The sequence below is a fragment of the Pseudomonas sp. W22_MBD1_FP4 genome, from assembly GCF_052113765.1.
Classification (GTDB): Bacteria; Pseudomonadota; Gammaproteobacteria; order Pseudomonadales; family Pseudomonadaceae; genus Aquipseudomonas; species Aquipseudomonas sivasensis.
This window is the reverse complement of record NZ_JBGQOI010000012.1, coordinates 12,968-35,675: the sequence shown is the minus strand read 5'-3', so window position 1 is coordinate 35,675 and position 22,708 is coordinate 12,968. Positions and strand designations below refer to the sequence as shown.

The following is a 22,708-nucleotide window of genomic DNA, read 5'->3' as shown; positions in this document are numbered from 1 at the left end:
ATGAGTCTTTTTAGCTTTGTTAAGGAAGCAGGCGAGAAGTTGGCCAAGCTGTTTGCCCCGGACAACGCCAACGCAAGCGATGATCTGAAAAAGCACATTGAAGAAGTCGGGCTGGGTAATCCCGATGTTCACGCGACTGTGGAGGGTGACAAGGTCACGCTTACTGGAACCGTTGCCAGTCAGGAAGAGAAAGAAAAAATCATTCTGGCGGCGGGCAATATTGCCGGTGTGGCCAGTGTGGATGACCAGATCACCGTATCCGGCCCGGCAGTTGCCGCGGCCCGTTTCGTCGTGGTGAAAAAGGGCGACACCCTTAGCGCAATATCCCTGGCGGTCTACGGCAACGCCAATCAGTACAACAAAATCTTCGAAGCTAACAAACCGCAGTTGTCGAACCCGGACAAGATTTACCCAGGGCAGACGCTGCGTATTCCTGAGTAATACACGGGCGAAAATATGGGAGGGGGCTTGCTCCCGATAACGCAGTGTCAGTCAAAGCTTCCTTGACTGACACACTGCTATCGGGAGCAAGCCCCCTCCCACATTTGGTCAGAGCCCGACAATGAGATCGCGGTAGTCACCGACTGCTGCAAACTCGCCCGTGTCCTTCCGCCCTTTTTTGCTGTCCGGCTCTTTTACCGCCAGCAAATGGCCCACGCCAAACGCCTGGGCGCTGCGCAGGATCGGCAAGGTGTCGTCGATAAACAGGCTGCGCGAGGGATCAAACTGAATGTCGGCCTGCAAGGCATCCCAGAACTGCGGATCTTCCTTTGCGAAACCGTAGTCGTGGGAGCTGATCAATCGCTCGAAATACGGCGCCAGTTCAATGCGTTCCAATTTCAACGACAGCGAATCACGATGGGCGTTGGTGATCAGAATCACGCGCTTGCCGGCCTGTTTGATCGCCGCGAGAAAGGTATCCGCATCCGGGCGCAGGGCAATCAGGTGAGCGGTTTCCAGTTTGAGTTCACGCACTGGGATCTTCAGTTCTGTGCTCCAAAAATCCAGGCAATACCATTGCAACTGTCCGGCGTTACGCTCGAACAGAGGCTGCAACTCCATCTCGGCCATGGCCCGGCTCACCCCGTGCAGCTCGGCGTAGCGCTGGGGCAGGTGTTCCATCCAGAAGTGGTTGTCGTAATGCAGGTCGAGCAGGGTGCCGTCCATGTCCAGCAGGACAGTGTCGATGGCGTGCCAGGGCAAAGAGGGCATGGTGCGGTCTCATGTAAGTAAAGATATCCGACACAGACAATCGGAAAAGCCACGGTATAGTAACCCGATCACGCCAAGGAGCCGCTCATGCGCCAGAAACCCACCGTCCTCGCCCGCGAAATAGTCGCCAGTAGCCGTTTGTTCCGCGTGGAGGAAGTGCAGTTGCGCTTTTCCAATGGCGTTGAACGGACCTACGAGCGCCTGGTGGGGCGTGGTGCCGGCTATGGCGCGGTGATGATCGTGGCGATGATCGATGAAGAGCATGCCTTGCTGGTGGAAGAGTACTGCGGCGGTATCGACGAATATGAGTTGTCCTTGCCCAAAGGCCTGATCGAGCCGGGTGAAGACGTACTGGCTGCCGCCGATCGTGAGCTCAAGGAAGAAGCCGGTTACGGCGCGCGACAGTTGGAACACATTACCGAGCTGTCGCTGTCGCCCGGTTATATGAGCCAGAAAATCCAAGTGGTATTGGCCACTGACCTGTATGAAGAAAGCCTTGAAGGCGATGAGCCCGAGCCGATGCGTGTGGATCGGGTCAATCTGCGCGAGCTGTCAAAGTTAGCGCAAAACGAGCAATTCAGTGAGGGTCGCGCTTTGGCGGCGTTGTACCTGGTACGAGATCTGTTGATCCAGCGTGGAGCGTTTACCGCATGAGCGAACTGTTTTTAGGCCACCCGTTTATCGCCCCTGTAATCGAGCTGGCTCGCCAGGCGGGTGAAGTCATCCTGCCGTACTGGCGCGCCGATGTGGCGGTGACTTCAAAGGCCGACGATTCGCCGGTGACGGCAGCAGACCTGGCCGCCCACCACCTGATTCTCGCTGGCCTCACCGCGCTGGACCCGAGCATCCCCGTGCTGTCCGAAGAAGACGCTGATATCGACCAGAGCGTGCGCGCAGGCTGGACGCGTTGGTGGTTGGTGGACCCGCTGGACGGCACCAAGGAATTCATCGCCGGCAGTGAAGAGTTCACCGTCAATATCGCCCTGATTGAACACGGCCGCGTGGTGTTCGGTGTGGTGTCGATGCCCACCAGTGGCCGTTGCTACTTTGGCGGCGCAGGTTTAGGCGCGTGGCGATCCGATGTGAACGAAGCGCCCAGGCAGATCCAGGTGCGCAAGGCACCGGCGGCGGGTGAGGCATTCACGGTGGTTGCCAGCCGTCGGCATACCAGCCCCGAGCAGGAGCGTTTGCTGGACGGGTTGAGCGCAGGCGTGGGTGAGTTGAAGTTGGCGAATATCGGCAGCTCGTTGAAGTTCTGCCTGTTGGCCGAGGGCAGTGCCGACTGCTATCCACGCTTGGCGCCGACTTCGCAATGGGATACGGCTGCGGCACAAGGCGTGCTCGAAGGTGCGGGGGGCGAGGTGCTGGAGTTGAGTGGTGAGCCGTTCAGCTACCCGGCGCGGGAATCGTTGTTGAACCCGTTTTTTCTGGCGTTGCCGGCGAAGGCTGCGTGGCGTGAGCGGTTGCTGACCTTGGCAAGATCTTAAAACCATCGCAGATCAAAATGTGGGAGGGGGCTTGCCCCCGATAGCGGTGTATCAGTCAAAACAGCAGTGACTGAACTACCGCCTTCGGGAGCAAGCCCCCTCCCACATTTTTTTGTGTATTGGCTTCTAGCGGTGCAGGACGTATTGGCCAGTGAAGGCTACCGCTCTTTCGTCACTGCCCTCATTCACGATCCACGTGTCCAACGCCAACCGGGCCCGGCCATAGCGCTTGTAGGTCGCGATAAAGCGCTTCCATACCTTTTCCTCCGGCGCCGCGCATATCGCGGTCGCGTCATGCGTCACCGGCAGCGGATAACTGATCTGCCCTTCCTGAATCACGATATGCCCGTCTTCAATCCCTTCCTCACGCAGTTGCAGGTGCAGCCAGCCCCAACCCGCCAGCACCGCGCCGCAGTAGAGGCTGCCGCCGAACATGGTGCTCTTGTGGTTGATATTGGCCTGCAGGGGCAGGTGCAGCCGCAGTTGCCTGTCTTGCCAGTCGAGCACCTTGAGGCCCATTTCCCGGGTCAGGGGGATGTCGTGGTGCAGGACGGATTCCAGGTAACGGCTGTCGCGGCTCATGGGGACCTCTCGGTGGGTGGGCAGGGTCATTCGTCGTCGGCGCTTTGGTTGGCGAAGTTCAGGCCATGCTTGCGCAGTTTGTCGTGCAAGGTCTTGCGCGGTACTCCGAGCGCTTCGGCGAGGCTGCGCATGGAGCTGTGGGGACGGGTCAGTTCGGCAGCGATCAGGCTTTTCTCGAACTGCTCGACTTGCTCGCTCAAGCCACCCGGTGTGGAGGTCAGTACGATGCTGGCGGGGTTGTCCGGCGTGCTGTCCAGTGCCAGTTCCAGGCCCAGTGCAAAGCGCTCGGCGGCGTTCTGCAATTCCCGCACATTGCCCGGCCAGCTGTGACGCAACAGCAAGGCCCGCTGGCCCGGCTGCAGCTCGTGCAACGTCAGGCCATGGCGGCTGCTGGCTTCGTCGGCGAAGTGCTGGAAGAGCATCAATGCATCTTCACCGCGCTCGCGCAGCGGCGGAATGCGCAGCGGCGCGACGTTGAGACGGTAATACAAGTCGGCGCGGAAACGGCCCTGGTCGGCGGCCTGGCGCAGGTCCTCCTTGGTGGCGGCGATAATGCGGATATCCAGCGGGATCAGTTGATTGCCGCCCAGGCGTTCCACCACGCGCTCCTGCAACAGGCGCAACAGTTTGACCTGCACATCCAGGCTCATGCTTTCGATTTCGTCGAGGAACAAGGTGCCGCCGTTGGCAAACTCGAACTTGCCGATGCGGCGTTTCTGCGCCCCGGTAAAGGCTCCGGGCTCATGACCGAACAGTTCGCTTTCCACTACGGATTCCGCCAGGGCACCTGCGTTGATCGCGACGAACGGGCCGCTGCGTCGGTTCGACAGGTCATGTAGTGCACGGGCCACGACTTCTTTGCCGGCGCCGGTTTCACCGAGGATCAGCACGTCGGCCTTGGTCGCCGCCAACGCGCCGATCTGCTCGCGCAGGCGCAGCATTTGCGGTGAGTGTCCAACGAGTCGCGTGCTCAGTTGCTGGCGGTCGCTGAGGGCCAGGCGCAGGCTGCGGTTATCCAACACCAGCCGGCGCAAGGCCAGGGCGCGGCGCACGCTGTCGAGCAGCGAGTCGCTGGCGAAGGGTTTTTCGAGGAAGTCATAGGCACCCGCGCGCATCGCCTGCACCGCCAACGGCACGTCGCCGTGGCCGGTGATCAGCAGCACCGGCAGGTCTGGATCCTGGCCGTGCAGTTCGGCCAGCAGCTCCAGGCCGTCCATGCCGGGCATGCGGATGTCGCTGACCACTACGCCCGGCCAATCCCGCGACAGGCGCGCGGTGAGGCCGGTGGCTTCGCCCAGGGTCAGGACTTTCAGCCCGGCCAGGTCCAGGGTCTGGCACAGGGCCTGACGCAGGTGTGGATCGTCGTCGATCAACACCACCTGAATCTGGTTATCGATACTCATACACTGCGGTCCTCGGACGGTTGCAGACTGACGCCCGGCGAGCCGGCACGCAATTTCAGGGTTAACAGCGCGCCACCTTCCTTGTGGTTAGCGAACGACAGTTCGCCGCCAAAGGCACGCATCAAGGTGTCACAGATCGCCAGGCCCAATCCCAGGCCTTGGGTGCGGGTCTTGGTGGTGTAGAACGGTTCGCTGGCGCGGCCCAACGCCTCCATGCAAAACCCAGGGCCATTGTCGCGAATGTACAGGTTGACGCCTTGGGCGGTGGTTTCGGCACTCAGCCACAGTTTACGCGGCGGGCCTTTTTCGGTGAGGGCGTCCAGGGCGTTGGCCAGCAGGTTGCCCAGCACTTGGCGCAGCCGTGTTTCGCCGGCCTGTACCCACAGGGTCGCTTCCGGCAAATCGCGGATCAGCTCCACTTCCATTGACCGCCGACGTTTGGCCAGCAGCGCCAGCGCGTCGTCCAGCGCCGGTTGCAGGGCCACGCTCTCCGGCGCATGCCGGTCGCGCCGGGCGAAGGCGCGCAGGTGGGCGATGATCGAAGCCATGCGTCCGGTCAGTTCGCTGATCAACTTAAGGTTGCCCCGCGCATCGGCGGTGCGTTCATGGTCCAGCAGGATCTCGGCGTTTTCCGCATAGCTGCGAATTGCGGCCAGGGGCTGATTGAGTTCGTGGCTGATACTCGCCGACATGGTGCCCAGCGCCGAGAGCTTGCCCGCTTGCACCAAATCATCCTGGGCGCGCACCAGTTCCTGCTGGGCATGTTCGCGTTCCAGTACTTCTTGTTTGAGGCGGCGGTTCAAGCCTTCCAGGTCGCTGGTCCGCTCGATCACACGGGCTTCCAGTTCGCGACGCGCCTTGGCTTCAAAAGCGATGCGCTCCAGGTAATGGCGGCGTCGTTGCATCATCAAACCGAGCAGCAACATCAGCACCAGAAGCGTGGCCCCACCCACGGCGACCACCGTGCGCACCGGGCGGCTGATTAATGATTGGGGCGCGAGGATTTCGACGTTCCAGCCGGTCTCGGCGATGGCAGTGGATTGGCGCAACCATGCGGTGTTGCTCAGGCTCAGCGGCTGTGGATCACGGGTCGGGTAGGGCTGGATTGCGGTGATCGCCTGTCGTTCTTCAGCGGTCAGCGGCCGAGTGGCGCGGAAACGCCATTGCGGGCGTGAGGTGAGGATCACCACGCCGTTGTGGTCGGTCACCAGCAGTTGTTCAGGCGTGTTGCCCCACAGGCTTTCGGTATGGTCCAGGTCGACCTTGACCACCAGCACGCCGATGATCTTGTCGCCCTCGCGCACGGCGGCGGCGAAGAAATAACCGCGTTTGGCCGACGTAGTACCCAGGCCGAAAAACCGCCCGAGGCGCCCGGCCATGGCTTCGCTGAAGTACGGGCGGAACGAGAAATTGCGCCCGACAAAGCTGTCCTGTTTATCCCAGTTCGAGGCGGCGAGGGTCTTGCCGGTGGTGTCCATCAGGTACATCACTTCAACCCCGGCCTGGGCGGCGACGTCCTTGAGCAGCAGGTTGGCGTTGATTTGATGGGAGCTTACATTCGGCGCATCCAGCACGGTGCGCAGCGCGGGCAAGTCGCCGAGGATCTGCGGCAGCACTTCATAGCGGTGCAGGGTGCCCAACAGGTTGGCGACGTAGAGGTCGAGGGTCTGGCGATTCTGCCCGGCCAGTTCGCTGCGGTAATAGCGCTCGGCCAAGTGCTCCAGCGGCCACAGCAGCGGTGCCAGGCACAATGCCAGCAGGGCGAGGCTGCGCCAGCGGGGTCTTCGCGGAAGGGATGGAGTCATGGGAGTCGTGCGCCTATGGGGACAGGCGCATTATGCCTAGTGCTGCTGTGCAAGACACTCGCGCAATGCGTCTTGCCACTGTGGCTGGCTGACGTGCCACTGTTGCTGCAAGCGGCTGCAATCGAGGCGTGAGTTCAAGGGGCGCTTGGCGGGCGTCGGGTAGGCGCTGGATGGGATCGCCTCCAGTTCGGCACAGGCTTTGCCATCGGCGTGCAGGTGCTCGCCAATCGCCTGAGCGAAGCCGAACCACGATGTTTCACCTTGGGCGGTGAGGTGATAAATACCCCATTTTCCCGCCTCGCCGGCCAGCCAGCGCTCGATCAGTGCGCGGGTGCTGCCGGCAATGGTCCCGGCCCATGTTGGCGCGCCGATCTGGTCAGCCACGATGCGCATCTGCGGTTTTTCTTGCAGCAGGCGTTGCATGGTCAGCAGGAAATTCTTGCCCTGGTTGGAGTAGACCCAACTGGTACGCAGGATCAGGTATTGACCGCCCGCCGCCGCAATGGCCTGCTCGCCCGCCAGCTTACTCTGGCCGTAGACGCTCAACGGGTTCGGCGTGTCGGCTTCGGTGTAGGGCGCAGGCTTGCTGCCGTCGAACACATAGTCGGTGGAGTAGTGAATCAGTGGAATCCCCAGGGCCTTGGCTTCCTGCGCAAGGATGCCGGGGGCGATGGCGTTGATGGCGAATGCGGCGTCTGGTTCGCTTTCGGCTTGGTCGACTGCGGTGTGGGCGGCGGCGTTGATGATCAGGTCGGGGCGATGGGCGCGGATCTGCTCGCGGATCTGGTCCGGTTTGGCCAGGTCGAGCTGGTTGCTGCCGAGCACCATCAATTCGCCCAGCCCCTGAAGGTGCGCTTGCAGTGCCTGGGAGACTTGGCCACGTTGGCCGGTAATCAGGATCTTCATGGGAACAGATCGGCGTCCATCAGCAGTTTGCCCGCCTGGTCCTTGGCGGACAGTTGCGGCGGCTCGTTCAGCTCCCAGTCGATAGCCAGCGTCGGGTCATTCCACAGGATGCTGCGCTCGGCGCTCGGCTGGTAGTAGTCGGTGGTCTTGTACAGGAACTCGGCGTAGTCGCTCAGCACCACAAACCCATGGGCAAACCCTTCCGGTACCCACAACTGGCGACGGTTCTGTGCCGACAGACGTACGCCCACCCATTGGCCGAAGTTCGGCGAACTGCGGCGAATGTCCACGGCGACATCGAGCACTTCGCCAGCGGTGACACGCACGAGTTTGCCTTGGGTGTGCTCCAGTTGGTAATGCAGGCCTCGCAGCACATTTTTTTGCGAGCGCGAGTGGTTGTCCTGGACGAACTCGCGCCTGAGCCCGGTAGCCTCTGCAAAGGCTCGGGCGTTGAAGCTTTCGTAGAAAAAGCCGCGTTCGTCACCGAATACTTTTGGTTCGAGGATCAATACACCGGGAAGTGAGGTGTCGATGATATTCACTGGTTGTCTCCCGCCAGGGAATACAGGTACTGACCATAACCGGTCTTGCCGAAGTATTTGGCGCGCTCCAACAAATGGTCGCGGTCGATCCAGCCGTTGCCGTAGGCGATTTCTTCAAGGCACGCCACTTTGAGACCTTGGCGACGCTCGATGGTCTGCACGTACTGCGACGCGTCCAGCAAACTGTCGTGGGTGCCGGTATCCAGCCAGGCGAAACCTCGACCGAAGCGCTCCACCTGCAAGTCGCCGCGCTTGAGATAAGCGTTGTTGACGTCGGTGATTTCCAGTTCGCCACGGGCGGAGGGTTTGACCGCCTTGGCGATGCTGACCACGTCGTTGTCGTAAAAATACAGGCCGGTGACGGCATAGCTGGATTTCGGTACAGCGGGTTTTTCTTCGATGGACAGGGCGCGGCCTTCGCTGTCGAAGTCGATCACACCGAAGCGCTCCGGGTCTTTGACCCAATAGCCAAACACCGTGGCACCTTTGCCGCGATTGACCGCCGCATGCAACTGCTCGCTGAAACGCTGGCCGTGGAAAATGTTGTCGCCCAGGATCAGGCACACGGGGTTGTTGCCGATGAACTGCTCGCCAATCAGGAAGGCTTGCGCCAGCCCGTCCGGCTTCGGTTGTTCGGCGTAGCTGAACGTCACGCCAAACTGGCTACCGTCACCCAGCAGGTTGCGGTATTGCGGTAAGTCCGCCGGCGTGGAAATCACCAGAATTTCTTTGATGCCTGCCAGCATCAGTACCGAGATCGGGTAGTAAATCATCGGCTTGTCGTAGACCGGCAGCAGTTGTTTGGAGACACCCAGGGTGATGGGGTGCAAGCGTGTGCCGGAGCCACCGGCCAATACGATTCCTTTCATGCAATCAGATCCCTCGTGTCGGTATTGCCCAATCGTTCACCTTGATAACTCCCATCCTGAACCCTGCGGCACCATTCCAGGTTATCGAGGTACCACTGCACGGTTTTGCGCAGCCCGGTTTCAAAGGTTTCTTCGGGTACCCAGCCCAGTTCGCGTTCGATTTTGCTGGCGTCGATCGCGTAGCGTTGGTCGTGGCCCGGACGGTCTTTCACGAACGTGATCAGGTCGGCGTATTTCTCCACACCGTGCGGAAGGTGGGGTGCCAATTCCTCCAGCAGGCTGCAGATGCTGCGCACAACATCGATGTTCTGCTGCTCGTTGTGGCCGCCGATGTTGTAGGTCTCGCCGACTACGCCGTGCGTCACGACGGTGAGCAACGCTCGGGCGTGGTCCTCGACAAACAGCCAGTCGCGCACTTGCAAGCCATCACCATAGACCGGCAAAGGCTTGCCCGCGAGAGCGTTGAGGATCACCAGCGGAATCAACTTTTCAGGAAAGTGGAAGGGGCCGTAGTTGTTGGAGCAATTGGTCAGCAACACGGGCAGGCCGTAGGTGCGTTGCCAGGCGCGGACCAAGTGGTCGGACGCGGCTTTGCTGGCAGAGTAGGGCGAACTGGGCGCGTAGGGCGTGGTTTCGGTGAACAGATCGTCCACGCCGTGTAGGTCGCCGTAGACCTCGTCGGTGGAAATATGGTGGAAGCGAAACGTGCTCTTGTCTGGCCCGGAAAGGGTTTGCCAGTAGCCGCGGGCGGCTTCCAGCAGGCTGTAGGTGCCGACGATATTGGTCTGGATAAAATCCGACGGGCCGTCAATCGAACGGTCGACGTGGGATTCGGCGGCCAGATGCATGATCGCTTGAGGCTCGAAGCGCGCGAGCACTGCGCTGACGGTGGCTTGGTCGATGATATCGGCCTGTACGAACTCATAGCGGCTATTGGCCGCGATACTGGTCAGCGATTCCAGATTGCCGGCGTAGGTGAGTTTGTCCAGGTTGAGCACTTCGTGCTCGGTGTGCTGAATCAGATGACGTATCAAAGCAGAACCGATAAAACCGGCGCCACCGGTAATGAGAATGCGCATGACTGGGGCCCTTTTCCTTAGGCGGACGTTTAGCGAATGGAGCATAGCTTGTGTTGTGGCGCTGGTCAGGACCGTGTGCATGTGGGGGTTGCGCAAGCCCCCTGAACAATGGCGATATACACGTCTAAAAAACGGCCTTTCTGGCACGTTGCAGTCATTGGGCAGCCAGCAAGACCTCAATTACAAAGTCGACAGCTCCCGCGGCCGGTTTGTTCTGAAAATCTGCCGGGGCGACTACGCCGCTGTGGAGTTGCAGCCCCAGCTCGCAGCCCTCAACACACTGCAGGGCGTGCGCGTACCCAAGGTCATCAAGGCGCTGAGCGGTGTACGGGTTGGTTCGCGCTCAGGGCGGCGTCTGCATCGCTGATGAAGTGCAGGTGGGCTATGGCCGCATGGGGCATTTTTTCTGAGGCTTTGAAGAGCAGGGCGTTGTACCTGACATCATCACCATGGCCAAGGGCATGGGCAACGGCCAGCCGTTGGGTGCAGTGATTACCCGGCGGGAAATCGCCGATGCACTGGAGGCTGGAGGGTATTTCTTCTCGTCGTCGGGGGCAGCCCAGTGAGTTGCCGCATCGGCATGGCGGTGCTGGGCGTGATGGAGGAAGAAAAACTGTGGGAAAACGCCAAAGTTGTCGGAGGGCATTTCAAGACGCGGTTGGAAGCACTGATTGATCGCCATCCCTTGGTGGGCGCGGTTCACGGTTCCGGTTTTTATCTTGGCCTGGAATTGGTTCGCGATCGACAAACCCTGGAACCGGAGACCGAAGAGACCACGTTGCTATGTGACCGCCTGCGCGCGTTGGGGATTTTCATGCAACCTACTGGTGACTACCTGAACATCCTCAAGATCAAGCCGCCGATGGTTACGTCTAAACGCAGCGTGGATTTTTTTGTCGACATGTTGTCGAAGATACCCAATGAGCAGCTGTAATTAATCGATTGTTATCGGCTATTACCTGTCATATTTATCGATCATGCTTTTTGATCGCTTTTAAAGCCGATTTTTATCCGTTATAAAGTCGGCCTTTTCCCCCATTCGGAGTCCTGATCGCCATGACCACCCTGCACAGCACCCCCCGCGCCGATGGCTTCCATATGCCCGCCGAATGGGCACCACAGACGCAAACCTGGATGGTCTGGCCAGAGCGCCCGGACAACTGGCGTCTGGGGGGTAAACCGGCGCAGGCGGCTCATGTGGCAGTGGCCAAGGCCATCGCGCGTTTTGAGCCGGTGACCGTGGCGGTTTCTGCCGGCCAGTACGAAAACGCCCGCGCCCGTTTGGACGTGCCGAATATTCGTGTGGTGGAAATGTCCAGCGATGACGCCTGGGTACGCGACACTGGCCCGACGTTCGTGATCAACAACAGCGGCGAAGTGCGCGGCGTGAACTGGGATTTCAACGCCTGGGGTGGTTTTGATGGCGGCCTCTACTCGCCGTGGAATCGCGACTCGCAGGTGGGCGGCAAGATCCTCGAAATCGAGCGAGCACCGCGTTATCGCACCGAAGGTTTTGTGCTGGAAGGCGGTTCGATCCATGTCGATGGCGAAGGCACCCTGATCACTACTGAAGAATGCCTGCTCAACCGCAATCGCAACCCGCACCTTGACCGTGCCGAGATCGAAGCGGTGCTCAGCGCCAACCTGGCTGTGGATAAGATCATCTGGCTGCCGGACGGTCTGTTCAACGACGAAACCGACGGCCATGTGGATAACTTCTGCTGCTACGTGCGCCCAGGTGAAGTGTTGTTGGCGTGGACCGACGATGCGCAAGACCCGAACTACGCCCGCTGCCACGCGGCGATGGACGTGCTGCAAAGCAGCACCGACGCTCAGGGCCGCCCATTCACAGTGCACAAAATGCCGATCCCAGGGCCGTTGTATGCCACTGAAGAAGAATGCGCAGGTGTTGACCCGGTGGACGGCACCCAGGAACGTAATCCGACCGTGCGGTTAGCCGGTTCCTACGTCAACTTCCTGATCGTCAACGGCGGGATCATCGCGCCAAGCTTCGACGACCCGCTGGACAACGAAGCCAAGGCCATCCTGCAGAACCTGTTCCCGCAACACGAAGTGGTGATGGTGCCGGGCCGTGAACTGTTACTGGGTGGCGGTAATATCCACTGTCTGACCCAGCAGCAGCCCGCCCCGCACAAAAACTGAGTGCAGTTGTAACAGCGCCTTTCCGGCGGCCGGGTGCTACTCGGTTTCAGCGTATGCAGCAAGCCCGCGGCCCAGTAAGGCCGCGGGCTTTTTTGTGCCCATAAGCCCGCAAGCACGCGACATTGGCATAGCTCTTGTATCGGTGTTGCCTCAGTGGCCCAAGGTGATAACTGCACAGTTCTGTCATAAACCTTGAGTAAGTTAGCCGCTCAAGCAGTAGGAGAGAGCGCTGAAATGAACGCCGATATCAACCCGATCTACACGCGCACCTTCCACCCTTTACGGGTTAACAACGATACGATCCATGCGCTGGGGCACTGGTTGAAGGAACACGGCGCGCGGCAGGTCCGGCGGCAATCGGATCTGCGCAGCGTTATGAGTGAACGCTACCCGGTAGGGTTGTTCAGTGATGATGAAGTGCACGCGTTGTGTGACCTGCTCAAAAACTGAACTACACGGCCATCAAAGGTTTGAGCGAGCCTGCTGCGGCGAGGGGGCTCGCCTGCGTTGTTCGGCGAAGCAGCCCCTCCCACACTTAAATTAAAAGCTGTAAGTCCCCGTCACCACCAGGTTACGCGGCTCCCCCGGCTGAATCTGCGCCACACTGGTCGCCGATTCGTAGTAAGTCTTGTCGGTAATGTTGTTCAGCGCCGCCCGCACGTCCCATTCTTTATGGCGGAACCCGACCAGCGCATCCCAACTGCCATAACCCGGTAGGACCACGGTGTTGAGACTGTCGGCATAACGGTCGCCCACCAGCGTCAGGCCGGTTTCTGCGTACCAGCCCATTTCCGGTTTCCAGGTGATAAACAGGCTGGCATTGCGCTTGGCGACGTCGCTGACGCGCTTGCCTTCAAAGCCATTGTTGTCTTTCTCGACCTTGGCATCCTGCACGCCAACACCGCCGCGTACATACCAATTGCCGACGATCTTGCCGGTGGCCGTCAGCTCCACGCCACGCGAACGCTGAAGGCCGCTGAGCAGGATGATGGTGCGGTCAAGCGGGTCGTTGGTGCGGCGGTTGTAGAGTTCCAGTTCGTACACCGCCAGAGTGGTGCTCAGGCGGTCGTCGAGCCAGTCACTCTTCACGCCGATTTCTTTCTGCTTGGTCAGCTCGGGGCTCAGGTCGTTGACGCTGCCGGCGGCGTTCGGGGTGATGCCGATCAAACCACCCCCTGCCGGTGAGAACGTCTTGCTCCACGAGGCATAGAACGAGTGGTGTTCCAGAGGCGTCCACACCAGGCCGAAACGTGGGCTGGCCTTGCGGCTGTCGACCCCCTCCTGAACATTGAGCAGCTTGTTTTTGGTGCTCACTTCAAACACGTCGTAACGCACGCCGGCCAGCACTTGCCATTGATCATTCAGCCGCAGTTGGTCCTGGACGTAAATGGCGCGGCTTTCGACTTCGGTGTGGTTGTTGCTCGACACGCTCATCCGCCCGGTATGGCTCAAATGACGATTCGGCTGGTTGAGGTCAATGGCCGGCACGGTCAGGCCACCACTGTATAGCTTTGGATCGCGACGTTGGCTGCCCAGCTCAAGGCCAGTGAGCAGGCGGTGCTCCAGGCCATAGGTACTGAAACTGCCTTCGAGCTCGACGTTGTTGAAAATGTTGAGGGTGGTCAGGTCCTGTTGCCAGCGTTGGCGCGTCACGCGGTTGTTCGCAGGGTTGTAGCCGGTTTGGTAGGTATTGTCGAAATCGCTGTCGTGCTTGAACACGCCCAGCGTCTGGCGCAGTTGCCAGTTGTCGTTGAGCTCGTAGGTGAGCTTGGAGCGCAGGGACTGGGTTTTGTCGTCGATGTAATCGCGGCTGTCGCCGTAGGTGGTGCTGCGGCTCACATCCGCTGGGCGCCCGTTGACGCCGGGCACGCCGCGATCAGGCGTGCGGTTGTAGCGGCTGTATTCGTATTGCACCAGCCAGTTCAGGTCAGGCGTGAGTTGCCAGCTCATGGACGGTGCAAACAGTTGGCGGCTGCCGCTGACGTCGTCGCGAAAGCTGTTGTTGTCCTGGTTACCCATGTTCAGGCGCAGGCTGATGTTATCGGTGGGGTCAGTGCTCAGGTCGGCATACAGGCTGCGCAAATCGTTGCTGCCGCCTTGCGCCTCGATGCTCGATTTGTGCCCGGCCGTTGGCAACTTGCTCACGCGGTTGACGATCCCTCCCTGACCGCCTCGCCCGTAAAGCACTGCTGCCGGGCCTTTGAGCACTTCGATGCGCTCGATGTTATGCAGGTCGCGCACGTACTGGCTGTCGTCGCGAATGCCGTCCAGGTAGAAGTCATTGCTCGCGTCAAAACCACGGATGCGCACACTGTCGAAACGTGTATCGGCGCCGCTGCTCACGTTGGGGATGCCGCTCAACGCCTGGCCCAGGTCGTTGGTGCCGTAGGACCGCAGGTTCTCAGTCTTCACCGAATCAATAGCCTGAGGCACATAACGCACGGGAGTGGCAGTGCGTGTGGCGGTGCTGGTTTCCTTGATGCGCGGGTCATCTTCGTCAGCTTCGGCGCTGATCGAGGTCTCGGGCAAGGTGGTGGCCGCACAGGCAAAACTCGCAGACAGCAGAAAAGAAAGCCCAAGAGTCATGGGTGTCAGGCGAGGGGCAGGCATTGGGAAAAGTATCCAAAATGTTTGGGAGGAGAAAACGCGCTAATGGTAATGCTTTGCATTTGCGCGCGTTATCTATTACCAAACGTATCCACTTTGATATGTGTTACTGGATGTGTTTTTTTCTTGTATGCGACGAGAATTTTGTCGTTTTCAGACAGGCTATAGGCCTTTGCTTAGAATTATTTCGCCTAAATACAGACGATTCGCGAAATTGACACATAGTTCAACCCGCGACTAGGATTGCGCCCAACGCCTGTGGCTAACCGCCATGACTCATCTAATAAAAAAAGGCCCGCGGCATGTTCAGTCGTCCGCGGGCCTTCTTTTTTCCGGAAAAGTCGACACCAGAAAAGCGACATGGAGCCTGGTGTCACAGTGCGTACTCAACCAGAAATAAGGAATACAAGAAAATGTTGAAGCAACGGATGAGTCTGATCGCTCTGGGGATTTTGAGCGCATCGGCAGCAATGGCAAACGACCAGGAGCAATCCAAGGGTTTCGTTGAAGACAGCCACCTGAACATCGCAGCACGTAACGCTTACATCAGCCGTGACTACAAAAACGGCAAGCAAGACAAAGCCGAATGGGGCCAGGGCTTCATCGGCAAGTTTGAGTCCGGCTTCACCCAAGGCACCGTTGGTGTGGGTGTGGACGTGATCGGTCAGTACGCTATCCGTCTGGACGGTGGCAAAGGTCGCAGCGGCGCGGGCGGTATTAACTTCTTCAAGCAAGGTGACAGCGGCGCAGCAGCCGACGACCTGGCCAAGGGCGGCGCCGCGGTGAAGTTCCGCGTATCGAACACCGTGCTCAAGTACGGCGATCAAATGCCGGCCGTTCCTGTGCTGCAGTACGACAACTCTCGTCTGTTGTCGGAAACCTACACCGGTACCTCGATCGTTTCCAAAGAGATCGAAGGTCTGCAACTGGACGCAGGTCGTTTCACCAAGGAAGCCCAAAAAGGTGCTGAAGGCACCGACAGCGGTAACCTGAAGAACATCAGCTACCTGGGCGGCAGCTACAAGTTCACCGAAAGCCTGTCGGCTGCGCTGTACGCTTCCGACATGCAAGACGTGCTGAAGAAGCAATACGTCAACGTCAACTACGTGCTGGCCCTGCCAGAGAAACAGTCGCTGACCTTTGATTTCAACGGCTACAAAACCAAGCTGGACAGGAGCTTCGCCGAGCAACGCGGTAATGGCGACGCGCGCGACAACAAAATCTGGAGCCTGGGCGCTACATGGGCTGTTGGTGCGCACAGCTTCACCTTGGCCCATCAGCGCAGTACCGGCGATACCGGTTACCTGTATGGCGGCTACCGTGACAATACCGTGGACACCGGCATCGGCGACGGCGGCAACACCATCCTGCTGGCCAACTCCTACTGGTCCGACTTCAACGGCAAGGACGAGCGCTCCTGGCAAGCCGGCTACGGTCTGGACTTCAGCACCTTCGGCGTGCCTGGCCTGACCTACAACGTGGCCTACGTTCGCGGTACCAACATTGACGACGGCAGTGGCCGTGGCAATGGCACCGAGCGCGAGATCTTCAACCAGTTCAAATACGTCGTTCAGAGCGGCCCAGCCAAAGACTTGAGCCTGCGTGCTCGTGCCTCGTGGTTGCGCGTTTCCAGCAATGCCGACAAGTACAACGTAGGCGGTAACGAAATCCGTCTGTTCGCCGACTACCCGATCAACGTTTTCTAACTGATCCCACGTCGCGCCTGATTCCAGGCGATAAAAAACCCCGACTGGTTCGGGGTTTTTTTATGTGCGCGTATCAGTCCTGGCGGCTCTGCAAAATCGTGCGCGCCAACGCTGCATTCTTGTAGTCGAGCATCAAGGACAACCCTTCATAGGGCTCTATCTTTTTATTGTCGATACAGAGCTGTGCCATCAGCAGCAGCACTTGGCGTTTCTTTTTATTAATTCGCACACCGGGAACGCCGAACGCTGTCTTGCGCGTTGCAGGTAATGGCGCCTCGGGCGTCAATTGAAGCGTTATCCAAATGCCCTGGACGAATTGCAGCGAAATCTCTTCGATATGTTCGATGGGCAGCGGCTGCGCCAGGTTATTGAACACAAAATGTTCCGGCGTCAGGCGCAATGCGGTCTGCGGCGCACGCATGAATCGGCGGATCCCCAGCCACAGCAGGGCCAGCCCAATAACACCCAGGCAAGCGCCCGCGCCGACTGCCGACAGCGGCGTGCCTTTCAAACGCTCCGGGGCGATCCAGACCCGGCTCAGGATAAACAGTGCAGCCAACACAAAGGGCAGGCCCGACAGCGCCATCAGTACCCCGCGCCATTGTCCTCCTTCATGCAATCTACGATCACCTTCGGTCGAAGCGGCCAGGGTTTCCAGCAGATGGGTATGCGCGGTGTTCTCTGACTCGGCCACTTCCATCACGTCGCCAGACAGCTGCGCGCGCAGGGCCTGTGGTGCGCTGAAGCAGGCATCTATCTGAGCATTCGCCGCGTCGCTATCCACCGCGCGGGTTGCGCTGCGCAGGGCATCGTCCAGCGAAACGTTCAGCGCCTGCAGGCGTTCGCCGTTGGAGGGATGGGAGTCGGTTGGGTGCGGTTGATGAATCGCCAAGGCTTCGGGCGGCAGTTGCAATTGGCACTCACGCAAGGTCGCGAGCACGGCGTCGGGCAGATCTGTCGCCGAGGCAGCGTCACACAGTGCCAGCAGTGAGTCCTCTATGTGCGGTTGCAACACCGACACCCGCAACAGCGCCGACGCCGCAGCTGTACTGCCTACCAGTCGCGCACCGGCCGCATCCGCCAGCAATTCGCGCTCACGGCTCCAGTGGTTAACCGCGTCATCAAAGCGCTGCATGAAAAACACACCGAACATGAACGACGGCCGCATCAGCCATCCCTGGATAACATCGCTGGCCAGCATCGTGTTCAACAGCGCTTCCAGGCTGCGATTAACCCCGTCGTAGATCGGCAAAAAACGCAGGCTGTATTCCGTGTCTTTCCCAGCAAAGTGCGCCAGCTCATGGCCGATCACCGCGCCGACTTCCTCGCGACTCAACAGGCCCAGGAACAACAGCGGCACATGCAAGGTGCGCCCCTGCAGCGAAGTGTTCGCCGGTTGCACAGTGGCCTCGCTGGACGTCACGTAAAAGCCCTGAGCCAGGCTCACCACAATATGGTCCGGTGGCAGCGCGCCGAGTTTGCCCGCCACTTCGTTCACATGGCGCCACAACCCCGGCGCCTGCTCGGGCGTCACCACCTGCCCGAACATCTCCAGCGGTTCAGGCGTGAACATCCCCAGCATGTGGCGCAACTGTTTAAGCAACTGCCAGATCGAATACAAGCAAAACGCCGCAATCACCCCCAGCACCGCCATCAGCTTGACCTCGCCACTACCCAGCCGGCCGACATGCCACATCGCCAAGCCTTCGTAGCTCAACGCCAAGGCCACGGTCGCCGCCATTGCCACCACATGGCTCACCAGCACGTAGGGCAACGATCGGCTGCCGATGGAGAACACCTGCAACAATGTTTCGCGCGATTGCTGCGCACGTCGTCCCGCCCAGTGCGTAGCAAGCAATGCGGTTACACCAATCAAAGCGGCGACCAGTCCCAGGCCCATCACCCAGAGCGCGATGACGCGCCGTGCATGATTGACGCGTTGCGCAGTGGGCAATTCAGCTTCGTTTCTTTCCAGTCGAGCGATGGCTTCCTGAACGCTGATCAGCCCCTCTGGCGCATCAGCGGTGGGCACAGGTTGCATGGCCGCCACCTCTTGCAACTGTTGTTTATAAGTAACGAGGTGGCGCTGGTAATCAATCGACGCCGCGGTAGCGGACTCCGCCCGCTGGCGCTCCCAGCCACCCAGGGCCGTCAGCAGCAACGGGAAAATCACCAGTAGGAAGATCAACTTCAAAGCGTTCATAGAGGTCCGTTCACAACGCGAGGGAATTGGTTATACCGAAAAAGCGGGAACGACGGGATAGGGGCACTTTGATCTGCTGCCCGCCGATGGCAGGTTCAGGCTGATCAGGGTGGAACTCCAGAAACAACAAAGCCCCTGCATTTCTACAGGGGCTTTGTCTTATATGGCGCGGCCGTCGTCGTCTAAAAGCTAGGTGCGGCGGTGGACTTGGCTGAACGGCAAGCCGAATCGGAGAGCGGGGCAGTGGTGTGCGCTTTAAGAACACTCCCTCTTTATCTAACTACCTCACCCCTAAAATCGCTGGTATCCATAAGATTTTGGCGGAGTCCACGGAACGCCAAAACGAAAAAACCCGCCAGAAGGCGGGTTTTTCGGGGGTTCCAGAGATTTTGAAAGCTTTCTATGGAACCTTGTATGGTGCGGCACCAGGAGTCGAAAAAGTGCGGTAACCGTATGATGTTAATAGATTAATTATTATAATAATCGCCAGGCTATCCCTAAAAATATCCTTTTCTTCTTTCTGAACATCCCGGATATGATCAACTTAAGCTGCCGAGGGGAATATTTACATTGTCCGCCCAACAGATTAATTACTATCGAATTCCGCAATTCTATTGCATCTTTATGTAGCGGTGCGTATTTCTACATGCCTAGAGAAGGATAGCGGAGTTGTAGTTGTTAAGTGTAGGTGTGGCCAAGACTTTAAGGTGGTGCTATATTTGCACGCACATAACGTTGTTGCTATGTTGTCTATGTTAGTGAGAGTGTAAGGCGGGGATAATGGCCAAAGTTGAAGTCAAAGCAAAAGGGATTAAAAATAGGCTTAAGGCTATCAAGCCTTATAGGGCTGTAGCTGAATATATATGGAATGGCTTTGATGCCGGTGCGACTTCTGTTGATGTTAGATACGAAGTTGATGATCTGGGGGGTGTCAAATATCTCGCTGTACACGACAATGGATCGGGAATTCCACACCTTCAGGTTGAGAATAAGTTTAAACCTATTCTCTCTTCTGAAAAAAGAGATCTTGAGGTGCAGCACTCACTTGTACATGGTAAAAATGGCCTTGGACGCTTGACCTTTTTCCATTTTGCACAAAGAGCAATATGGAGGACTCGATATGCCAGCGGTGATGAAGTATATGAGTATGAAATAAAAGTAAGCGATGATGACATTGACAACTACAGCTTCTCCTCTGAGGAAAAAGTTTCCGGTAGAGAGGTAGGCACGTGTGTTAGTTTTGAAAATATTATCGGCCTGTCCGAGTCTTACATTAAGGATGAGTTGACTTCATACCTGATTAAGGATTTCGCATGGCTGTTGGAGCTGAAAAGAGATCAAGGTTTCGCGATTCGTATTAATGGCAATGATATACCCTGTGAGTCGCTCGTTAGAGATTCAGAGGAATTTACTCTAAATATTGCTGACTGCCTCTTTGATATTAAGTTTGTAAGGTGGTCTAAGAAATTGAATCGCCACTTCTCCCGATTCTATTGTTCAGATCTTGTGGGTAGCTTTAAGTATTCACGCCCGACGACCCTGAATAATAAAGGTGATGAGTTTTATCATAGTGTTTTTGTGGTTAGTGATTACTTCAAAGATTTTAGTGTTGGGAAGGAAGGCGGGCAAATTGATCTGTTATCCCCTCGGACGGATCAATCTGAAGAATTCAAGGAGCTGATAAAGAGCGTTAATTCATTCTTGAGAGCTAAGCGTAAACCTTTCATTGTCGATCATGCCAAGAAGCTAGTAGAAGAGTTCGAGGCTAAAGGCTACTTTCCTGAATTTAATTCGAAGAATAATTGGGAACTAGCACGACATGAAGATCTGAAAGAGATCATTACTCAACTTTATCAGGTAGAGCCAAAAATATTTTCCAACTTGAACCCTACTCAAAAGGTGACCTTCATAAGGTTTATATCGTTAATTGTCGACAGTGGTGAGGTTGAGGATTTATTCAAAATACTTGACGGTGTAATAGATTTGTCCTCAGGGGAGAGGGAGCGCTTTGCGCGTCAACTGCAAACAACCAAAATGTCATCGATAGTAAATACCATTGAGTTGATAAGTGATCGATATAAGTCTGTTGCGGAATTTAAAAAACTGGTATTTGATCCGAATATGTATGCCGGAGAAGTCCCGCACCTGCAGAAGATGATGGAGAAAAATTACTGGCTTATAGGTGAGGAGTACCAACTTCTAACCGCCGCTGAGCCCAAATTTGAAGAAGCTTTACGCCGATATACATATTTGCTGCATGGTATAGGTAGTAAGGATACAGTTGATCACGAGAGCAAAAACAGAGAAATGGATTTGTTTCTTGTTAGGCAAGGGAAGAAACAAAACATAGTAGAAAATATAGTTCTAGAGCTAAAGCATCCTACGAATATACGACTGGGCAAGAAAGAGTTTGATCAAGTTTATGATTATTATCAGGTAATTAGATCAATTGATCAGTTTAACGGTTCAAATATGGATTGGAGATTTTATTTGATAGGAAATCAATTTGATTCAACTGGTTATATTGAAAGCCAGATAAAGAGTCATAAAAATCATGGTGAGCCTGGATTGATGTTTATTGGTGAGTATCGAGTGTACGCATTTAGATGGAGTGAGATTTTTACTGAGTTTGAGTTGAAGCACGATTTTTTAAATAAAAATCTCCAACTCGAATTGGAGCGGCTTACTGATGGCAGGCATGATTCTGCAGACGACATAGTGGCTGCGGTGAGAACCTCTGATGCTCCGAAAGAAATGGTCGCTTAGCCGCATACTTAGGCTTCTTAAAGTCAGACTTCGGCTACCGGTGTGGTAACCCGCTCTCAGAAACAACACTGTTTTCTGCGCCGATTGTCACGAGTGGGGTCGCCGTTCCCTGCCGTCGGGTTCGGTGAAGAGATCGGTAACCACAGTCCAGATCTCATCTAAGTTCATAGCGCTTTGCCATCACGGAATTCCTTTCCGTAGATGGCTGCAGGCCCCACAGAATCTCAGCTTTCGAGGAGGGGCGATGGGGTTTCTCGGTATTTCGTACAAAGCCCAAACCACCTGAGCTTTGAACGGCTTCGGATAAGAGCTTCATTGGCGCAAAAAAACTGGCAATAAGGGCGATCGCGTCTGCTTAAAAATACGCGAACACCATCGTCCTCAATGCTCGGAGCTCGGAGGGTGAGTTGGCCGGACGAGTACCACGCAGCTTTCCGGGCAGGAGTTGCGGCCTAGGTACATCCTAATACATGCGATCCCTATTTGCGCAACCTTAACTACTACATAATTATAGACCTTAAACATTCCATTGTAGGCATCGTGATGCACTGCCAGTGCTTTAATGGCTTGCCATTGATTTCAAGCAATTTAAACCCCATCCTAATATAGGTGGGGTTAGGGGCGCATATTTAGTTAACATACAGAAATCTGCGCGCCCTCAGCTAACTTTGGAATCGTAGAAATTTCTCAATAGGTCAAGTCAACTGTAAAAATCTCTCTTTATTAGCTCCGTTCTGATTTTTTCATAAATCTCATTTTCGCCAAGTAATAAACCGTTCTCAAAGCAGTCAATTATAATCCAATCGGGCGTTTCACAGGCAAGTTTTTTAAAGACATGATAAACTTTCTCAAGGTAGCTTTCGTCTTCTTCGTGAAGGTCTTTCTTTTTATCGGTGTAATCCCTTAGCTCTTTTTTAAGGATCAAGTTTCCTGAAACTTCCGGGGGGACGTCGAGAAAGATTGTCAGGTCTGGCTTGGGTAACTTGTAGATCTTGAATTCTAACTCTTCAATCCATTGCGAAATTTCATCACGGGCTTCAGTTGAAAGTTTTGCGCTTTGATGGGCGACGTTAGAATAAACATAACGGTCACAAATAAGAATTCCGTTGCCGGCAATCTTGCTTAGAATATCATCTCTAGACTCGTATCTATCGCCAGCATACAGCATTGCCGAAAGCTTAGGGCTAATGGACTCGAGAGTACCAAATTCCCCATTTAGGTAGCGCCCAACTTCACGGCCGAAAAACGTCTCTCCATATCGTGGGAAAGACATTTTCTCGCACTTAAAGCCGTTATCTAAAAAGCCTTGAAGGATTTTGTTTGACTGAGTGTTTTTACCACTACCATCAATACCTTCGATCGCAATTATCTTTCCCAT

The 22,708-nt window shown here is 56.7% G+C and carries 19 protein-coding genes and 1 pseudogene; 9 read left to right on the top strand and 11 right to left on the bottom strand.

The window, feature by feature from the left end; all coding sequences use genetic code 11:
- Positions 1-441: a peptidoglycan-binding protein LysM gene (gene lysM, locus ACEN2T_RS16435; RefSeq protein ID WP_181640200.1), complete on the top strand. Its 441-nt coding sequence runs from the start codon at positions 1-3 to the stop codon at positions 439-441.
- A gap of 108 nt (positions 442-549) precedes the next feature.
- On the opposite strand, the gene yrfG is transcribed toward lysM, so the two are convergent.
- On the bottom strand, positions 550-1,212 hold the full coding sequence (gene yrfG / locus ACEN2T_RS16430) for a GMP/IMP nucleotidase (protein WP_442117014.1): 663 nt from the start codon (positions 1,210-1,212) through the stop codon (positions 550-552).
- Between the two features lie 87 nt (positions 1,213-1,299).
- Between yrfG and nudE the strand changes: the two genes are divergently transcribed.
- Together nudE and cysQ are read left to right on the top strand one after the other, a co-directional pair.
- Positions 1,300-1,866, top strand: coding sequence for an ADP compounds hydrolase NudE (nudE, locus tag ACEN2T_RS16425; protein WP_442117013.1), 567 nt, complete (start codon positions 1,300-1,302; stop codon positions 1,864-1,866).
- Positions 1,863-2,699, top strand: a complete 837-nt coding sequence (gene cysQ / locus ACEN2T_RS16420) for a 3'(2'),5'-bisphosphate nucleotidase CysQ (protein WP_032884967.1) — start codon at positions 1,863-1,865, stop codon at positions 2,697-2,699. The genes nudE and cysQ overlap by 4 nt, the downstream gene beginning before the upstream one ends.
- A 126-nt stretch (positions 2,700-2,825) precedes the next feature.
- Here cysQ and ACEN2T_RS16415 read toward each other — a convergent pair whose 3' ends face one another.
- The 7 genes from ACEN2T_RS16415 to rfbB are packed head-to-tail and all read right to left on the bottom strand — an operon-like array spanning position 2,826 to position 9,885.
- Complete coding sequence (locus tag ACEN2T_RS16415) at positions 2,826-3,281, bottom strand: YiiD C-terminal domain-containing protein (RefSeq protein WP_181640199.1); 456 nt, start codon at positions 3,279-3,281, stop codon at positions 2,826-2,828.
- Between the two features lie 26 nt (positions 3,282-3,307).
- Complete coding sequence (locus tag ACEN2T_RS16410; RefSeq protein WP_442117012.1) at positions 3,308-4,684, bottom strand: sigma-54-dependent transcriptional regulator; 1,377 nt, start codon at positions 4,682-4,684, stop codon at positions 3,308-3,310.
- Positions 4,681-6,489, bottom strand: coding sequence for a sensor histidine kinase (locus ACEN2T_RS16405; protein WP_032884970.1), 1,809 nt, complete (start codon positions 6,487-6,489; stop codon positions 4,681-4,683). The genes ACEN2T_RS16410 and ACEN2T_RS16405 overlap by 4 nt, the downstream gene beginning before the upstream one ends.
- A 36-nt stretch (positions 6,490-6,525) precedes the next feature.
- Positions 6,526-7,395, bottom strand: a complete 870-nt coding sequence (gene rfbD, locus ACEN2T_RS16400; protein WP_442117011.1) for a dTDP-4-dehydrorhamnose reductase — start codon at positions 7,393-7,395, stop codon at positions 6,526-6,528.
- The gene (gene rfbC / locus ACEN2T_RS16395; RefSeq protein WP_032884972.1) at positions 7,392-7,937 is read right to left on the bottom strand and encodes a dTDP-4-dehydrorhamnose 3,5-epimerase; all 546 of its coding nucleotides are present in this window, start codon (positions 7,935-7,937) and stop codon (positions 7,392-7,394) included. Before rfbC ends, rfbD begins: the two co-directional genes overlap by 4 nt.
- The gene (gene rfbA / locus ACEN2T_RS16390; protein WP_032884973.1) at positions 7,934-8,806 is read right to left on the bottom strand and encodes a glucose-1-phosphate thymidylyltransferase RfbA; all 873 of its coding nucleotides are present in this window, start codon (positions 8,804-8,806) and stop codon (positions 7,934-7,936) included. The genes rfbC and rfbA overlap by 4 nt, the downstream gene beginning before the upstream one ends.
- Positions 8,803-9,885, bottom strand: a complete 1,083-nt coding sequence (gene rfbB, locus ACEN2T_RS16385; RefSeq protein WP_442117010.1) for a dTDP-glucose 4,6-dehydratase — start codon at positions 9,883-9,885, stop codon at positions 8,803-8,805. Before rfbB ends, rfbA begins: the two co-directional genes overlap by 4 nt.
- A gap of 79 nt (positions 9,886-9,964) precedes the next feature.
- Between rfbB and ACEN2T_RS16380 the strand changes: the two genes are divergently transcribed.
- The 4 genes and pseudogenes from ACEN2T_RS16380 (at position 9,965) to ACEN2T_RS16365 (ending at position 12,498) form a co-directional block, all read left to right on the top strand.
- Positions 9,965-10,252 (top strand): phosphotransferase, encoded by a 288-nt coding sequence (locus ACEN2T_RS16380; RefSeq protein ID WP_442117009.1) that lies wholly within the window; start codon positions 9,965-9,967, stop codon positions 10,250-10,252.
- A pseudogene (locus ACEN2T_RS16375) lies at positions 10,209-10,819 on the top strand (aminotransferase class III-fold pyridoxal phosphate-dependent enzyme); the annotation flags it as partial. The gene ACEN2T_RS16380 and the pseudogene ACEN2T_RS16375, both read left to right, overlap by 44 nt.
- Before the next feature lie 122 nt (positions 10,820-10,941).
- On the top strand, positions 10,942-12,048 hold the full coding sequence (aguA, locus tag ACEN2T_RS16370; RefSeq protein WP_032884980.1) for an agmatine deiminase: 1,107 nt from the start codon (positions 10,942-10,944) through the stop codon (positions 12,046-12,048).
- Between the two features lie 234 nt (positions 12,049-12,282).
- On the top strand, positions 12,283-12,498 hold the full coding sequence (locus ACEN2T_RS16365; RefSeq protein WP_032884982.1) for a hypothetical protein: 216 nt from the start codon (positions 12,283-12,285) through the stop codon (positions 12,496-12,498).
- A 90-nt stretch (positions 12,499-12,588) separates the two neighbouring features.
- On the opposite strand, the gene ACEN2T_RS16360 is transcribed toward ACEN2T_RS16365, so the two are convergent.
- The gene (locus ACEN2T_RS16360; RefSeq protein WP_442117008.1) at positions 12,589-14,658 is read right to left on the bottom strand and encodes a TonB-dependent receptor; all 2,070 of its coding nucleotides are present in this window, start codon (positions 14,656-14,658) and stop codon (positions 12,589-12,591) included.
- 410 nt (positions 14,659-15,068) lie between these two features.
- Between ACEN2T_RS16360 and ACEN2T_RS16355 the strand changes: the two genes are divergently transcribed.
- A complete protein-coding gene (locus tag ACEN2T_RS16355; protein WP_032884986.1) occupies positions 15,069-16,361 on the top strand; it encodes an OprD family porin in 1,293 nt (430 codons plus the stop codon).
- A 73-nt stretch (positions 16,362-16,434) separates the two neighbouring features.
- On the opposite strand, the gene ACEN2T_RS16350 is transcribed toward ACEN2T_RS16355, so the two are convergent.
- A complete protein-coding gene (locus ACEN2T_RS16350; RefSeq protein ID WP_442117007.1) occupies positions 16,435-18,564 on the bottom strand; it encodes a M48 family metallopeptidase in 2,130 nt (709 codons plus the stop codon).
- A 780-nt stretch (positions 18,565-19,344) separates the two neighbouring features.
- On the opposite strand from ACEN2T_RS16350, the gene ACEN2T_RS16345 reads away from it, so the two are divergent.
- Complete coding sequence (locus ACEN2T_RS16345) at positions 19,345-21,330, top strand: ATP-binding protein (protein WP_442117006.1); 1,986 nt, start codon at positions 19,345-19,347, stop codon at positions 21,328-21,330.
- Positions 21,331-22,030: 700 nt separating this feature from the next.
- Here the strand turns inward: ACEN2T_RS16345 and tmk are convergent.
- The gene (gene tmk, locus ACEN2T_RS16340) at positions 22,031-22,708 is read right to left on the bottom strand and encodes a dTMP kinase (protein ID WP_116079700.1); all 678 of its coding nucleotides are present in this window, start codon (positions 22,706-22,708) and stop codon (positions 22,031-22,033) included.

Excerpts from the sequence above, each read along its gene's own strand:
- rfbB (WP_442117010.1), bottom strand. The coding sequence starts at position 9,885 with ATGCGCATTCTCATTACCGGTGGCGCCGGTTTTATCGGTTCTGCTTTG.
- tmk (WP_116079700.1), bottom strand. The coding sequence starts at position 22,708 with ATGGGAAAGATAATTGCGATCGAAGGTATTGATGGTAGTGGTAAAAAC.
- aguA (WP_032884980.1), top strand. The coding sequence starts at position 10,942 with ATGACCACCCTGCACAGCACCCCCCGCGCCGATGGCTTCCATATGCCC.
- ACEN2T_RS16365 (WP_032884982.1), top strand. The coding sequence starts at position 12,283 with ATGAACGCCGATATCAACCCGATCTACACGCGCACCTTCCACCCTTTA.
- ACEN2T_RS16355 (WP_032884986.1), top strand. The coding sequence starts at position 15,069 with ATGTTGAAGCAACGGATGAGTCTGATCGCTCTGGGGATTTTGAGCGCA.
- ACEN2T_RS16405 (WP_032884970.1), bottom strand. The coding sequence starts at position 6,489 with ATGACTCCATCCCTTCCGCGAAGACCCCGCTGGCGCAGCCTCGCCCTG.
- ACEN2T_RS16345 (WP_442117006.1), top strand. The coding sequence starts at position 19,345 with ATGGCCAAAGTTGAAGTCAAAGCAAAAGGGATTAAAAATAGGCTTAAG.
- ACEN2T_RS16415 (WP_181640199.1), bottom strand. The coding sequence starts at position 3,281 with ATGAGCCGCGACAGCCGTTACCTGGAATCCGTCCTGCACCACGACATC.
- yrfG (WP_442117014.1), bottom strand. The coding sequence starts at position 1,212 with ATGCCCTCTTTGCCCTGGCACGCCATCGACACTGTCCTGCTGGACATG.
- cysQ (WP_032884967.1), top strand. The coding sequence starts at position 1,863 with ATGAGCGAACTGTTTTTAGGCCACCCGTTTATCGCCCCTGTAATCGAG.
- rfbD (WP_442117011.1), bottom strand. The coding sequence starts at position 7,395 with ATGAAGATCCTGATTACCGGCCAACGTGGCCAAGTCTCCCAGGCACTG.
- ACEN2T_RS16360 (WP_442117008.1), bottom strand. The coding sequence starts at position 14,658 with ATGCCTGCCCCTCGCCTGACACCCATGACTCTTGGGCTTTCTTTTCTG.
- ACEN2T_RS16380 (WP_442117009.1), top strand. The coding sequence starts at position 9,965 with ATGTGGGGGTTGCGCAAGCCCCCTGAACAATGGCGATATACACGTCTA.
- rfbA (WP_032884973.1), bottom strand. The coding sequence starts at position 8,806 with ATGAAAGGAATCGTATTGGCCGGTGGCTCCGGCACACGCTTGCACCCC.
- ACEN2T_RS16350 (WP_442117007.1), bottom strand. The coding sequence starts at position 18,564 with ATGAACGCTTTGAAGTTGATCTTCCTACTGGTGATTTTCCCGTTGCTG.
- ACEN2T_RS16410 (WP_442117012.1), bottom strand. The coding sequence starts at position 4,684 with ATGAGTATCGATAACCAGATTCAGGTGGTGTTGATCGACGACGATCCA.
- nudE (WP_442117013.1), top strand. The coding sequence starts at position 1,300 with ATGCGCCAGAAACCCACCGTCCTCGCCCGCGAAATAGTCGCCAGTAGC.
- lysM (WP_181640200.1), top strand. The coding sequence starts at position 1 with ATGAGTCTTTTTAGCTTTGTTAAGGAAGCAGGCGAGAAGTTGGCCAAG.